This is a genomic window from Streptomyces sp. NPDC058685 (genome assembly GCF_042714725.1).
Classification (GTDB): Bacteria; Actinomycetota; Actinomycetes; order Streptomycetales; family Streptomycetaceae; genus Streptomyces.
In genome coordinates, this window is sequence record NZ_JBHXSL010000019.1 from 41,740 (window position 1) to 55,525 (window position 13,786).

General features: G+C 70.0%; 13 protein-coding genes. 6 read left to right on the forward strand and 7 right to left on the reverse strand.

Annotated elements, in window-relative coordinates:
• Positions 1–79: 79 nt before the first annotated feature.
• The gene (locus tag ACFWU3_RS17880) at positions 80–490 is read right to left on the reverse strand and encodes an ATP-binding protein (protein WP_384437877.1); all 411 of its coding nucleotides are present in this window, start codon (positions 488–490) and stop codon (positions 80–82) included.
• Positions 491–801: 311 nt separating this feature from the next.
• Here ACFWU3_RS17880 and ACFWU3_RS17885 point away from each other — a divergent pair, with 311 nt between their 5' ends.
• A complete protein-coding gene (locus tag ACFWU3_RS17885; RefSeq protein WP_356700758.1) occupies positions 802–1,017 on the forward strand; it encodes a DUF397 domain-containing protein in 216 nt (71 codons plus the stop codon).
• Positions 1,018–1,104: 87 nt separating this feature from the next.
• On the forward strand, positions 1,105–2,007 hold the full coding sequence (locus tag ACFWU3_RS17890; protein ID WP_384437882.1) for a helix-turn-helix domain-containing protein: 903 nt from the start codon (positions 1,105–1,107) through the stop codon (positions 2,005–2,007).
• A 141-nt stretch (positions 2,008–2,148) separates the two neighbouring features.
• On the opposite strand, the gene ACFWU3_RS17895 is transcribed toward ACFWU3_RS17890, so the two are convergent.
• A complete protein-coding gene (locus tag ACFWU3_RS17895) occupies positions 2,149–2,961 on the reverse strand; it encodes an SAM-dependent methyltransferase (protein ID WP_384438074.1) in 813 nt (270 codons plus the stop codon).
• A 403-nt stretch (positions 2,962–3,364) separates the two neighbouring features.
• On the opposite strand from ACFWU3_RS17895, the gene ACFWU3_RS17900 reads away from it, so the two are divergent.
• From ACFWU3_RS17900 to ACFWU3_RS17915, 4 genes are all read left to right on the forward strand, one after another.
• Positions 3,365–4,288, forward strand: a complete 924-nt coding sequence (locus ACFWU3_RS17900) for a glutamate ABC transporter substrate-binding protein (protein WP_384437885.1) — start codon at positions 3,365–3,367, stop codon at positions 4,286–4,288.
• Between the two features lie 111 nt (positions 4,289–4,399).
• A complete protein-coding gene (locus ACFWU3_RS17905; RefSeq protein WP_384437888.1) occupies positions 4,400–5,008 on the forward strand; it encodes an isochorismatase family protein in 609 nt (202 codons plus the stop codon).
• Positions 5,005–5,916, forward strand: coding sequence for a GlxA family transcriptional regulator (locus tag ACFWU3_RS17910; RefSeq protein WP_384437891.1), 912 nt, complete (start codon positions 5,005–5,007; stop codon positions 5,914–5,916). Before ACFWU3_RS17905 ends, ACFWU3_RS17910 begins: the two co-directional genes overlap by 4 nt.
• 247 nt (positions 5,917–6,163) lie before the next feature.
• Positions 6,164–6,400, forward strand: coding sequence for a chaplin (locus ACFWU3_RS17915; protein ID WP_384437894.1), 237 nt, complete (start codon positions 6,164–6,166; stop codon positions 6,398–6,400).
• 64 nt (positions 6,401–6,464) lie between these two features.
• Here ACFWU3_RS17915 and ACFWU3_RS17920 read toward each other — a convergent pair whose 3' ends face one another.
• The 5 genes from ACFWU3_RS17920 to rhaS all read right to left on the reverse strand — a co-directional run bounded on the left by ACFWU3_RS17920 (position 6,465) and on the right by rhaS (position 13,784).
• Complete coding sequence (locus ACFWU3_RS17920) at positions 6,465–9,734, reverse strand: family 78 glycoside hydrolase catalytic domain (RefSeq protein ID WP_384437897.1); 3,270 nt, start codon at positions 9,732–9,734, stop codon at positions 6,465–6,467.
• A gap of 126 nt (positions 9,735–9,860) precedes the next feature.
• Entirely contained in the window at positions 9,861–10,895 is a 1,035-nt protein-coding gene (locus ACFWU3_RS17925; protein WP_384437900.1) for a LacI family DNA-binding transcriptional regulator, read from the reverse strand.
• Positions 10,895–12,337: an arabinose isomerase gene (locus ACFWU3_RS17930; RefSeq protein ID WP_384437903.1), complete on the reverse strand. Its 1,443-nt coding sequence runs from the start codon at positions 12,335–12,337 to the stop codon at positions 10,895–10,897. The genes ACFWU3_RS17925 and ACFWU3_RS17930 overlap by 1 nt, the downstream gene beginning before the upstream one ends.
• A complete protein-coding gene (locus ACFWU3_RS17935) occupies positions 12,334–12,684 on the reverse strand; it encodes an L-rhamnose mutarotase (protein ID WP_384437906.1) in 351 nt (116 codons plus the stop codon). Before ACFWU3_RS17935 ends, ACFWU3_RS17930 begins: the two co-directional genes overlap by 4 nt.
• A gap of 14 nt (positions 12,685–12,698) precedes the next feature.
• Positions 12,699–13,784 (reverse strand): rhamnose ABC transporter substrate-binding protein, encoded by a 1,086-nt coding sequence (gene rhaS, locus ACFWU3_RS17940; protein WP_384437909.1) that lies wholly within the window; start codon positions 13,782–13,784, stop codon positions 12,699–12,701.
• Positions 13,785–13,786 lie beyond the last annotated feature (2 nt).

The window sequence follows — 13,786 nt, forward strand, 5'->3', positions numbered from 1 at the left end:
GCCGAGGACCCGCACGAGGCGGGCGTCGTCGCCGTACCTCACCGCCGTCGTCACGCCGGCGTAAGCGAACACGCCGGCGTCAGTGAAGGGGCAGCGTCGCCCAGACCGTCTTGCCCTTCGGCGGGGTCAGGGACCACGACCATGTGTCGCAGAGCGCGCTGATGAGGTGCAGGCCCCGGCCGCCGAGCGCGCATTCGTCCGCGCTGCGCGGTCGTGGTGCCGTCGAGCTCGGGTCGGTGACCGCGCACACGAGGTCGCCGGGCTGCCGGAAGATGCCGAGCCAGACCGGGTAGTCGCCGTCCTCGGCCGACGCCGGGTCCAGTGCGTGCTGCACCGCGTTGGTGACGAGTTCGCTGACGACCAGCTCGGCGTCCGGGACAAGCTTCGGAAGCGACCAGCCGGTGAGGGTCGTGGCGACGAACTGCCGTGCCTGCGAGGCGTTCTGGAGCTGACCGTCGAGTCCGCACGCGGCGAACCCGGTCTGGCTCATGCTCGGGTTCCAGGCCCACTGGGGTTCGCCCGCGGGGATCGTCGCGGGCAGTGGTTCCGCGCCAGGCTCCGCACCGCAGAACCGGCTTCCGTGCCTGGTGCTCGTGCTCGATGAGGCTGACACGTGAGTTGTCACTGGTCATGTCCCCCTGGAGGAAATGGACTTCGGCGCTGCGCCGGCCGCCGTGGAGCGAGTATGGTCGAGCGCCACCCAAGAATGCAATTGCATCTGGGATTGCAATGGTTGGGTGTCGGCGCGAACGAACGTACGAAAGCGAAAGGGCTGTTGCAGTGGAGTCTTTCTTCAACGGCATGCGTGCGACGGGGCTGAGCTCCGTGGCATGGACCAAGAGCAGTCACAGCAATGCCACCGGGAACTGCGTTGAGCTGGCAGAGCTCCCTGGGGGACGTGTGGCGGTGCGCAACTCCCGTGACCCACAGGGGCCCGTGTTGATCTATACGCGTGATGAGATCGCCGCGTTCGTGGCGGGTGCCCGAGGCGGAGACTTCGACTTCTTCATCGGCTGAAAATCGCTCCAAGTGCGACGTATTCCGAGCCATGGAAGCCCCGTTGGTGGATACTGGGCGTCTTCCCCGCGTCCGCAGGAGCGCCCGATGGCTGCAGCCGATCCGAATGCGTCGTTGTTCGTACGACCGCTAGGGGCGGTGGAGAAGAACCCGACGGCACTGAAGCTCATCGTCGGCGGCAAGTTGCGCGAACTGCGCGTCGCCGCCGGACTGGATCCCGTCGATGTCGACAGCAAGCTGGGTTTCTCGCAGTCGAAAACCAGCCGCATCGAGCTCGGGCGGCACGGCTGCAAGCAGGTCGACGCCTTGGCTCTGCTGCATCTGTACGGGGTGGACGGCGAGGAGCGCGTCGCCGAGTTCCTCCGGCTGGTCGACCAGTCCCGTCGGCCCGACTGGTGGCGGTCGTTCAGCGACGTCCTCTCCGACTTCTTCACGCCGCTGGTCGCGCTCGAAGGCGCGGCCGAACGTATCCGTACCTACGAGCCGTTCTATGTACCCGGGCTGCTTCAGACGCCGGACTACACCCGTGCCGTCATCCAGGCCGGCCCCGGACATCTGCTCGAGCACGAGGTGACGCGGCGCGTCGAGCTGCGCCAGGAACGGCAGCGTCAGCTGGACCAGCCGGACGCGCCGCGGCTCTGGGCCGTCATCGACGAGTCCGTCCTGCTGCGGGTCGTCGGCGGCCGGGACGTGATGCGCGCACAGCTGGAGCATCTGCTCGCCATGATGGAGCGCCCTCGTGTCACCCTGCAGATCGCGCCGCTGGACGTGACCGCCGCGGTCGGCGTGGGGACCGGAGTGACCTATCTGCGCTTCGCCCTCGGCGACCTGAAGGACGCCGTGTACATCGAGCACCTCACCGACTCGACCTTCACCCAGAAGCCCCAGGGCGTCGAGCAGTACCGGAACATGCTCGACCGGCTCGGCGCGTGCGCCCTCACGCCGGCGCAGTCGATCGCGGCGCTGCGCGAGCGCATGGACACCCTCTGACCGGCCTGTACATGAGACACGGCCGGGCATGCGTGCGGCCGGCACACAAGCGGCCCGGCACGAATACGGACCTCGGCACGAGAACGGCCCCGGCACCCGCGCCGTAGCGCGCGAACCGGGGCCGCTTCTCCGTCGTGGGCGTCAGCCGAGCCGTGCCACCCCGCCCCACTCGATCCACTCGTCGGTGAGCTGCGTGGGCGCCAGATCGGTGTCCGGTCGCCAGGTCGACACCTCCACCAGGCCGGGCTCAAGGATCTGGAGGCCGTTGAAGTACTCCGTGACCTCGCCCTCCTCACGGACCCTGCCCCAGTTGCCGCCGGTGGCCTCCGCCATGAAGTCGGTGACGAACTTCCGGATCTCCGGTCGGTCGCTGACCAGTTGGCAGATGACGAGGAAGCTGCCGGGGACCAGGCGGTCCGCCACCCGCCGGATCAGCGCCGCCGGGTCGTCCTCGTCCGGGATGCAGTGCATGACCGAGACGAAGAGAGCCGCCACGGGTTGACTGAAATCGATCAGCCGCGTGGTCTCCGCGTGGCCGAGGATGTGGTCCGTATCGCGCATGTCTGCCTGGATGACAGCCGTGTTGTCGTTCTCGTCCAGCAGTGCCCGTCCATGGGCGAGAACGATGGGATCGCTGTCGACATAGACCACTTTGGACGCCGGGTCGACGGCCTGGGCGACCTGGTGGACGTTGTCCTGGGTGGGCAGGCCGGACCCGTGGTCGATGAACTGACGGATGCCGTACTCGCCGGCCAGCAGGCGGACGACGCGCTGAAGGAACCTGCGGTTGTTGACCGCCAGCACCTTGGTGCTGGGCACCTGCTTGAGCAGCTGCTCGCAGGCGTCACGGTCCGACTGGTAGTTGTCGCTGCCCCCCAGGAAGTAGTCGTACATACGTGCCACGCTGGGCACCGTCGTGTCGATGGCGTCCGGGCGCCACGACTCCTCTCGCATCCAGTTCTCACCCGCGTCAGTAGAAATCAGGACCTGTTGGGCGCTCATGCTAAGGAGCGCGGAGCCACCCGGATAGGCCACGGGAGAGGGAACAGACGCGCGTGATGCCTTTTCAGCCAACTCTGCTTCAGGGGCAGTTCAACACCCCAGCTCCTGCGCGGAGTTCAGGCCATGGTCTGGATCACCGTGCCGACGGCAGTCGTGCAGGCCGCGGCGCTGTTGCGGGAGTGACAGGAATGTCCGGTTGCGGCCGGATCGTAATGCTCAAGTTCTCCTCAGATCTACTGACGGTGGCCGAACTCCGTCCATACCCTCCTCCCAGCGGACACGGGGGCCCTGCGACGGCGCGTCCCCTGCTCCCGCCGTCGCATCTGCTCTATCCGGACATGAGGGATTCTTGATCATGAAGGTCCGCAAGTCTGCCGCCACCGCGGTGATCGCTGTACTCGCGCTGACGGCGACCGCCTGCAGCAGCAGCGAGTCCGGCACGTCCGACGACGACGTGCTCACCGGCGGTTCGGGCGGCAAGGATCAGCCGAGGCTGCCCACCTACCCGGTGGCCAAGTCCGTCGACCTGGACTCCCCGACGCTCAAGAAGGCCCAGAAGGCCGGCAAGATCGTCATCGGCGCCAAGAACGACCTCCCCTTCCTCGGCTTCGAGGACAAGGAGGGCACACGATCCGGGTTCGACGCCGAGGTGGCCAAGATGGTCGCCGCCGATCTCGGCTTCTCGCCCGCCCAGATCGAGTTCAAGACGGTCGAGTCCAGCGTCCGCGAGAGCGCCATCGCGCAGGGGGACGTCGATCTGTACGTGGGCACGTACACGATCAACGACCGGCGCAAGAAGCAGGTCGGCTTCGCCGGCCCGTACTTCGTGGCCGGCGCCGACCTCCTGATCCGCAAGAACGACAAGTCCATCGCCGGACCGTTCTCCCTCCAGGGCAAGACCGTCTGCTCCATCAAGGGCTCGACGTCGCTCCAGGAGATCAAGAAGCCGGACTACGGCACCAAGACCCTGGAGCTCGACAAGTACTCCGCGTGCGTCCAGCAGCTGCTCGCCAAGAAGGTCGACGCCGTCACCACCGACGACGCCATCCTCATGGGCTTCGCCGCGCAGCGGCCCTCCAAGCTGAAGGTCGTCGGCAGGCCGTTCACCAAGGAGCCGTACGGCATCGGCATGGACAAGAGCGACAAGGTCCTGCGCGACGCGGTGTCCGACGCCCTGGAGGAGCACGACACGAACGGCGACCTCATGGAGGCGTACGACGCGACGCTCGGGCTGTCCGGCTCCGGCTGGATCGGCCCGCCGATGCTCGAACGCTACTGAGGAACGGGCGGGCGGACCCCCGGACCGCCGCGGTCGCGGTGACCGGATCGGTCCGCCCGTGGACCTCGTCGGCCCTGTTCGACGCCCGTCCTGGCAGGTCAGACTGACGGCATGACCCGAGCGCTGATTGTCATCGATGTCCAGGAATCCTTCCGTGCCCGCCCGCAGTGGAAGACGATCTCGGACCCGGACGTGGCCCGCAAGGCGGACCGTCTCGTCCAGGCGGCACGCCGTGCGGGCGACCTCGTCGTCTGGGTGCTGCACTGCGAACCCGGCACCGGCGGTGTGTTCGACCCCGAGCTCGGCCATGTGCGGCTGATGGACGAGCTGCGGCCCCTGGACACGGAGCCGCTGATCCGCAAGACCTCGCACAACGCCTTCACCAGCACCAATCTGCAGCAGACCCTCACCCGGCACGGGGTCGGTGAGGTCATCGTCTGCGGGATCCGCACGGAGCAGTGCGTGGAGACGACCGCGCGGGTCGCGAGCGACCTGGGCTACGGGGTCACCTTCGTCGTCGACGCGACCGCCACCAACCCGATCGCGCACCCCGACGCCCCCGACGACCTGAGCGTCGACGACCTGCTGTCCGACCCTCGCACCCTCGGCGCCGACGAGGTCGTCCGGCGCACCGCGTACGTGCTCGCCGGACGGTTCGCCACCATCACCACGGTCGCCGAGGTGGAGGCCGCGCTCCCGGACACCGCCACGGGATCATGAGCCGGGTCGTCTTCCTGCTCCTGCCCGGAGTGCATCTGCTCGACCTGGCAGGACCCGCGCAGGTCTTCTTCACGGCCGCGGACTTCGGCCACCCCTACACCCTCGGGTACGTGGCGGAGCAGCCCGATGTGGCCTCCGCCCAGGGGCTTCCGCTGCGGGCCCGTCTCGACTGGCCCGGACTCGGGCCGGAGGATCTGGTGGTGGTGCCGGGCTGGCGGGCGCGCACGCTCGCGGAGAGCCCGGTCCTCGGGCCGGCCTCCCTGAGGGAGCTGCGGGAACACCACGCCCGCGGCGGTACGGTCGCCGGCGTCTGCTCCGGCGCGGAGGCACTCGGCCAGGCAGGTCTGCTGGACGGCCGCCGCTGTACGACCCACCACGAGGTGCAGGACGAACTGGCCCGTCGTCATCCGCGCTCCCACCTCGTACGCGACGTCCTGTTCACGGCCGACGACCGGGTGGTCACCTCCGCCGGCATCGCCAGCGGCATCGATCTGTCCCTCTATCTGATCGCCACCCGGCACGGCCCCGCCGCGGCCGCCCAGGTGGCCCGCAGCATGGTCGTCTACTCCCGGCGCAACGGAGACGAGCCGCAGACCAGCGTCATGCTCCGGCACCGCTCGCACCTCAGTGACACGGTCCACCGTGCTCAGGACCTCATCGACGCGCAGTTCGACAAGCCCCTGCGCCTGACCGAACTCGCCGCGGCCGTCGGCGTGAGCGAGCGCACCCTCACCCGTTCCTTCACGCGCGTCACCGGAGGTCTCACCCCACTGCGCTACCAGCAGACCCTCCGGCTGGAGCGGGCGGAACACCTCATCGGCCAGGGCGCGACCGTCCATGCCGCCGCTCGGTCGGTGGGTCTGCAGGACGCGCGGACGCTGCGCCGGATGCGCGCCCGCGCCCAGTGATCCGGCGGAGACGGCGGCGCACGGTCGTGCTGGTCGCGGGCGATGCGCGGGGACGCGAAGGCCGGGCGGACCGCAGAGAGACGCATTCACCCGATATGACGCAAAAAGTCCCTGCGGCGGGAGGAACGCGCGGAGTGGGGGGACACATCAGCAGACGCTCGGCGGCTCCCGACCGCGGCGTCAGGCTGCCCGTCGCGGGCGCCTGCGCCAGGGGCCGCCTCCCCGCTTCTGTACAGGAGATCTCTTCATGGCTCTCATCAAGACCGCTGCAGTTGCCGCCGGTGTCTGCGCCCTCGTCCTCGGCGGCGCCGGCTTCGCCACCGCGGACAGCGACGCCGACGGCATCGCGGCGAACTCGCCCGGCTTCCTGTCCGGCAACGTCGTCCAGGTGCCGATCCACGCGCAGCTCAACCTCTGCGGCAATACGGTCAACGTCATCGGACTGCTCAACCCGGCGGCCGGCAACCTCTGCATCAACGACTGACGCAGCAGAGATCGGTGTGGCCCCCGGACGATCGTCCGGGGGCCACACCCCTGTCGGCCTCCTGTCAGCCGGCCACGTCCCGCGCCGTGAACACCCACGTGCCGTGCGGGACGCGATGGACCACATGACCGGAATCGGTCCGGTCGTAGGAGGCACCCTCCGGTGCCGTGACAGCTGCGCGATTTGCCGCCGGCACATGGACCTCGGCCCGCGAACCGACCGGCACCTCCACCGTGAGGCGAAACTCCCGGCCCGATCGCTGCCAGCTCGCCGACACTCTCCCCCTGACGGTGCGGATCGCGGTGCGGGCCCAGGTGACACCCGCCCTCGCGTCGGGACGGACGGTGAAGGTGCGGTATCCGGCGTCGCCGGGACGCAGCCCGGCCACGTTCTCGTAGAGCCACTGCACGACGGTTCCCTGGAAGTAGTGGTCACGCGAGCGTGAGTCGAGCGGCCACATCTCCCACATGGTGTCGGCGCCGTTCTCGAACCAGTGTCCCCAGCCGGGATAGGTCTTCTGCGTGGCGATGGCGTGGGCCACGTCCGCGTGTCCCTCGGCCGTCAGCGCGGGCAGCAGCACGCTGGTCCCGAGAGCGCCGGTGTTGAGGTGGCTGCCCCGGGCGGCGATGTCGTCGATCAGGCTCCGGACCACCGAGGTGCGTGCGGACTCCGGCACGAGCCCGAACGCCAGGGGTATCGCATTGCTGGTCTGCCGGTATCCCGGGTCCTTGGCGGTGCGGTAGTGCCCCGACACCGGGTCGAGGAAGGCCGCGTTGAAGGCGGTCCTGAGCCGCTCGGCGCTCTCCCGGTAGCGCTCGGCCGTCGCCGTCTCGCCGATGACGTCGCCCATCTCGGCGGTGTGCAGCAGGGCGCGGCGCAGATAGGCCGTGGCGGTCAGACGGGTGTCCTCGGGAGGATTGCCCCCGTAGCCCGGAGGCAGATAGTCACCCAGGGCGGTGACCGCGAGACCGTCCTTCAGACGGCTGATCTCCCAGTCCAGATAGCGAGTGAGCGCCGGCCAGTGCTGCCTGGCGATCCGGTCGTCCCCGTACACCCGGTACATCTCCCGGACCAGGAAGGGATAGACGGTGGTCCATTCCGGCGAGGGGCCAAGGTCCCCGTATCCCCAGCCGCCGCTCGGCACGATGACGGGCAACTGGCCGTCCGCGTTCTGGCTGTCCGCCAGGTCGTCGAGCCATTTGGACAGGAAGCGGTGGACCCCGAAGGCGTACGCCATCACGGGGGCGCCGAGCTGGGCGTCGCCGGTCCAGCCGTTCTTCTCGTACATCGGGGTGTCGGTCGGGATGCCGTGCAGATTGTTGAGCACCGTGCGGCGCATCGCCGTGTCGAGCCGCTCGTAGAAGGGTTCCGAGCAGCGGAACTCGCTCACCTCGTCGACCCTGGTGTGCACCACGCGGCCGAGCACCTCGTCCGGGTGCGGTCGACGCGGCAGTCCGCTGATCTGGACGTAACGGAAGCCCTTGTAGGAGAACCTGGGCTCCCAGATCTCCCTGCCGCTGCCCGCGCACACGTACTCGTCCGTCTGGAAGCGCCCGGGCACATGGCCGGTCTCGGCGTGCACGCTGCCGTCGGCCTTCAGCTTCTCGCCGTGGATCAGGCGAACCGTGGTCCCGGCGGCGGCGGTGACGGTGAGCCGGGTCCAGCCGGCGAGCGTGCGCCCCATGTCGACGACGTGGACCCCCGGGCTCAGCTCCGTGACGGCGGTGGGCCGGATCGTCTCGATGATCTCGATCGGGTCGTGGGGCTGGGCCCTGAGCGTGCCCTTCGGGGCCTCCTGGACACCGGCGGGGGACCAGCCGCCGTCGTCGAAGCCCGGTTCGGTCCAGGCGCGTGGTGCCCGGCGCGCGTCGTAGGTCTCGCCGGCGTAGAGGGAGTTGGAGAGGGTCGGGCCCTGCGTGATCCGCCAGTCGGGGCCGGTCGCCAGGGTCGTGCGGGAGCCGTCGGGGTGATCGATCTCCAGCTGGGCCAGCAGCCGGGGCTCGCCGTGCCAGGGCGGGCGGTGCCAGTTCCAGACGTTCGGGGTGGTCATGCCGTAGAAGCCGCGGCCGAGGGTCACACCGATGGCGTTGACGCCGCGCTCCAGGTGGCCGGTGACGTCGTGGACGGCGTACAGCACGGTCTCGTCGTAGTCGGTGAAACCGGGGTCGAGCACCTGGCGGCCCACGCGCCGCCCGTTGATCTCCGCGTCGTAGTAGGCGAGTCCGGAGATGTGCAGCCGGGCGCGGGCGACCGGCTTGCGCAGGGTGAACTCCCGGCGCAGCAGCGGCGCGGGCAGCTCGGGGACGCCGACGGTGACGCCGGTGCCCCAGGGGCCCTGGCCGTACGGGGCGAGGACCACGGCAGGGGCCCAGCCGCTGTCGTCGTGGTCGGGCCGCTGCCAGCCGTCCTGTTCGGAGTCCTCGACCCGCCAGCCGTCGCCGGTCACGAGCTGATGGCGGTTGCCGTCGGCGGTCTCGACCTCCAGACGGACCAGGAGGCCGCCGGGGTTGATGACAACGTTGCCGCGATTGGTGGCCACCGCGGCCAGCACGATGCGACCGCCCGCGGCCCGCACCGGCTCGGTGACGTCGGCGCTTCGGCCGGTGCGCCAGCCGTCGGTCTGCTCGGGGGCGTGCAGCACCTGCATTCCGCCGAGGTGGAGGGTGAAGTCGTCGTCGGCGGTGGCCACCACCGTCGCCCGGGACACCTCGGCTCCGGCGGGCAGTTCCAGCGCGGCACGGAACCAGCGGGGTCCGGCCGGAGCGTCGGTGGAGGTCGCGCCGGCCGACCAGATCCAGGAGGCGCCGTCGAAGCCGGGCGCCTCGGGGGCGGCTTCCGCGCCGATCCAGCGGGCGCGCCAGCCGTCGGCGGGCAGAGCGGTCTCCCACCAGCGGACGGCGCTCCACGAGGAGGCGCGGCCCTGTTCGTCCCAGACGCGCACCTGCCAGTGGTAGCGGGTGCGGGGCCTCAACTCCGGTCCCGCATAGGGGACGTTGACCGACCGGGCGGAGGCGACGCGGCCCGAGTCCCACAGCGGACGGCGGCTCAGGTCACGGGCATCAACGGCGACGCGCAGCTGGTAAGCGCTCTGTGCGGCGCCCCGGCCGCCCGCGGCGAGCACCCATCCGAGGTGCGGGGTCGCGGTGTCGGTGCCGAGGAGTTCCTCCGCGTACTCGACGGTCGTCCGCTCGACGCGCAGCCGGCCCGCGCCGGGGCCGGGTCCCGGCGGCCGTGGCGCACCGGACGCGGTGCCCATGGTGCCTGCCGCGGCGCCGGCTGCCGCCGTGACGGCGGCCGCGCGCAGGAATACCCGGCGGTTCCAGTTTCTGCTCATGACTCGTCCCTCGCTGTGGAGTGTGAGATGGAGCGTGACGGCGACGACGACGCACTCGCGTCCGTCACCGGAGTAGGTGTGATGATGCGTCACCCAGGGTGCGCAGAACAGCTGTTGGAGCGGTCGTCAGCGCCGCTTGGCAGGGGGCCTCGCGATGGAGGAGCCCCGCACGACCAGCTCGGGCTGGAGCACGATCCGCTGATGGCGGTGGTTCGCCGCGTCCGGCCCGGTCTCCTCGATCAGCAGCTCGGCCGCCAGCCGCCCCATCCGGACGGCGGGCTGCCGCACGGACGTGAGAGGCACCGCGGCCGCGGAGGCGAACTCGATGTCGTCGTACCCGACGAGCGCGATCTCGTCGGGGACGCTCACGCCGGCGGCGAAGAGCGCTTGGAGCACGCCGAGTGCCAGCAGGTCGTTGGCGCAGAACACCGCGGTCGGCCGGGGCGACATCCCCAGCAACCGGGCCCCCGCGTCCCGGCCGGCCGACACATCGAGCTTCCGCGTCTCCAGGACCGTCAGCCGGTCCTCGTCCAGCCCGGCCTCGGCGAGGGCCCGCAGCACCCCCGTACGGCGGTCCTGGCACTGCGAGAGCTGAAGCGGTCCACTGACGTACACGATCCGCTCATGGCCCTGGTCGAGCAGGTGCCGCCCGGCGAGGCTGCCGCCGACGACGTCGTCCACGGACACCGAACACCCCTCGGCGCTCGGCACCACCCGGTCCACGGTGACGAACGGGATCTCCTGGCGCCGGAAGCCCGCCAGGTTGCGCCCGGAGGTGTCCGCCGGGGTCACCAGCACGCCACGCACCCGCTGCTCGCTGAACAGGCCGAGATACTCGGCCTCCTCGTCGCTGCTCTGCGCGCTGTTGCAGAGCATCACGCCGAGTCCGGCGTCACGGGCCACCCGTTCGGCACCGGCCGCGACATCGACGAAGAAGGGGTTGGCCATGTCGAGCACGAGCAGGGCGATGATGCGGCTCCGCCCGGCCCGCAACTGGCGGGCCGACTCGCTGCGCACATAGCCGAGCCGGTCGATGGTGGACAGGACGCGTGTCCGGGTCGCCTCCGCCACCGAGTCGGGCCGGTTGATGACGTTCGACACCGTGCCGACCGACACCCCGGCCTCGCGCGCGACATCCTTGATACCCACCGACTGCGTCATCAGGCCGAGACCTCCACCAGCTCCAGTCCGCCGAGATCGGCCAGCGCGCGAAGGTCGGGCAGCAGATGACCCGTGGCCAGCGCCCAGTGATGGCCGACCCCGCCGGCACTCCACGCGTCGGTCCATTCACCGGGGTCGCAGCCGAAATCGACGCGCGACGTGGTGTTGCCGATCTCGAGGAGCGGACCGCCGACCACTTTACCCTCGGCCGCGACCAGCCGGTATGCGCCCTGACGGGACTGCCCCAGGCCCACCAGCGTGACCGGTCCGTGGCGTACGTCGAACTCGACCGACACGCCCCAGCCCCGCTTGCCGTGGAAGACGCCGAGCCCGCGGAGCAGCGGTTTGCGGGCGCTGACGGCCGGATGGCCCGGGCCGTCGTGGCCCATCTCGACCACGCCCGCCCGGAAGTCCAGTGCCTGGAGTTCGGTGAACGACCCGCCGCCGCCCAGGCGTCCGGCGATGAGCATCGCGATCGAGGTGCGGAGCTCGTACTCGCCGCAGGCGGGGATGCCGCGAGCGGTCAGCAGCGACGATCCCAGGATCATGCCCGCACCGAGGCGTTCGTGGATCTCACCCTCCAGGCCCCGGTGGTAGTACGCGAGGCTGTCCAGGTCGAAGTCCGCAACGAGCCGGTCCAGGCCCACGGAGACCCGCGCCGCCCACGTGAGGTCCTCCGTCACCACGCTGTCGTCGAGTTCGAAGACCTCGCGGGTCTCGGCCAGCCGGGCCTCCACCTCCGCGTCGTCGGCCTTCTGGACCCGTACCCGCAGATCGTCGAACTCCAGGACCTCGACATGGCCGCCGAGATGGCCCGGCACCATCGTGAGGTCCGTCGAGACGTCGTACATCCCGGGGTAGAGATGGCCCATGAGACCGTGCCGTCCGCCGCGGAGCACCGCAAGGGCGCCCGCCGCCCTGATCCAGCGGCCGATGCGCTCCCAGGCCCGCTCGTCCTCCAGATACCCGGACACCGAACGGAAGGGGACGCCGACGCGTTCGAAGGTGTTGGCCATCTCGGGCAGCGGACAGGCCCCGCAGTACGCCAGCCAGTCCCCGGTGCCGAACGACGCGTGGTCCATCGCCTCGGTCGGCTGGAGGTTGATGAGCAGCACGGGCGCTCCGCTGCGCCGGGCGATCGGCACGAGCATCGTCGCCGTCATGTAGGTGGTCAGGAAGCCGACGATGAGATCGCAGTCGGCCGCCCGCAGCCGCTCGGCGGCCGCCGCACCGTCCGTCGCGTCCGAGATGAAGCCGACGTCGACCACCTCCGCGTCGAACGCCCGCATGCGCTCCGCGACCCGAGCCGCCGACCGTTCCAGCCGGGGCAAAAGATCGGGGAACTGCGGCCAGTAGGCTCCCAGTCCGCCCGCGACGAGACCGATCCTCGGTCTGCGGCTGACGGCGGGAACGCGTCGGAAAGCGCCGGCCTCGGTGGTCATGTCCTCATCTCCGTCTTCTCGGCGTCGCCGCCGAGATGGAACACCTCGGTCAGCGGCGTCATCGCCTCGTCCGGTCCGGCGCCCTCCAGCGCCTCGAAGAAGTCCGCCATCTCCGCCTGCCAGCGGGCGTTGACCCCGGTGGCGGCCATCGCCTCCCGCGCGGCCGTGAAGTCCTCCGTCTCCAGATAGCCGACGAGCAGTCCGTCCTCGCGCAGGAAGAGGGAGTAGTTGCGCCAGCCGGCGGCGGTGAGCGCCGAGAGCATCTCGGGCCACACGGACGCGTGCCGCCGGCGGTACTCCTCCGTCCGCTCGCGGCGGACCTTCAGGACGAAGCACACGCGTTGCATCCCGGCTCTCCGGCTCAGAAGTCGAACTCGTCGATGTTCTTGACGTCGAAGACGGTCGGCGGGCCGAGGATGACCTCCCCGTCCTTGCCGATCGTGTACTCGCCCAGGTCGCCGGCCGTGAACGTCTCGCCCTGCGCCCCGGTGATCCGGCCGGAGGCGAGGGACGCCGCCGCGTAGGCGCCGAGGCGGCCCAGCTTCTTGGGGTCCCACAGCGAGAACTGCTCGACCGTGCCGTCCTTGACGTACTTGCGCATCTGGTTGGGCGTGCCGAGGCCGTTGAGCACGACCTTGCCCTTGTACGACGAGCCGCTGATGTAGCGGGCGGCCGCGGCGATGCCGACGGTGGTGGGGGAGATGATGCCCTTGAGGTTCGGATACGCCTTGAGCAGCCCCTGCGTCTCCTGGAAGGACTTCTGGTCGTCGTCGTCCCCGTAGGCGACCTTCACCAGCTTCATGTCCTGGTACGCGGGCTTCTTCAGCTCGTCCTTCATGAACTCGATCCAGGTGTTCTGGTTGGTCGCGTTCTGGGTGGCCGAGAGGATCGCTATCTCGCCCTTGTTGCCGAGCTGCTTCGCGAGATGCTGCACCTGGGTGCGGCCGATCTCCTCGGAACTGGCCTGGTTGATGAAGATCTGCCGGCAGTCCTTGGCGGTGTCCGAGTCGTAGGCCACGACCTTGATGTCCTGCCGCATGGCCTGCTTGAGCGGGCCGCAGACGGCGTTGGGGTCGTTCGCCGCGATCAGGATGGCGTCCTGGCGCTGCTGGATCAGGGTGTTGATGTACGAGACCTGGGACGATGCCTTGGCGTCGGAGGGACCGACCTCCTTGCCGGTGGCGCCGAACTCCTTGGCCGCGGCGATCCCCGCGTCGTCGACGATCTTCTCGTACGGGTTGTTGATCTGCTTCGGCAGGAAGGCGAGCTTGAGGCCCTTCTTCATCGGCGCGCCGGGATCAGCCTTCGCGTCTGCGGCCGCGGTCCCGGTGTCCTTCGCGGCGTCGTCCTTGGTGGTGCCCGAGCAGCCGGCGAGAGCGACGGCGAGGGCGCACACGGCTGCCGCGGCGGGCAGGATACGGCGGCGTGCGCGGGAGTGCGGATGCATGG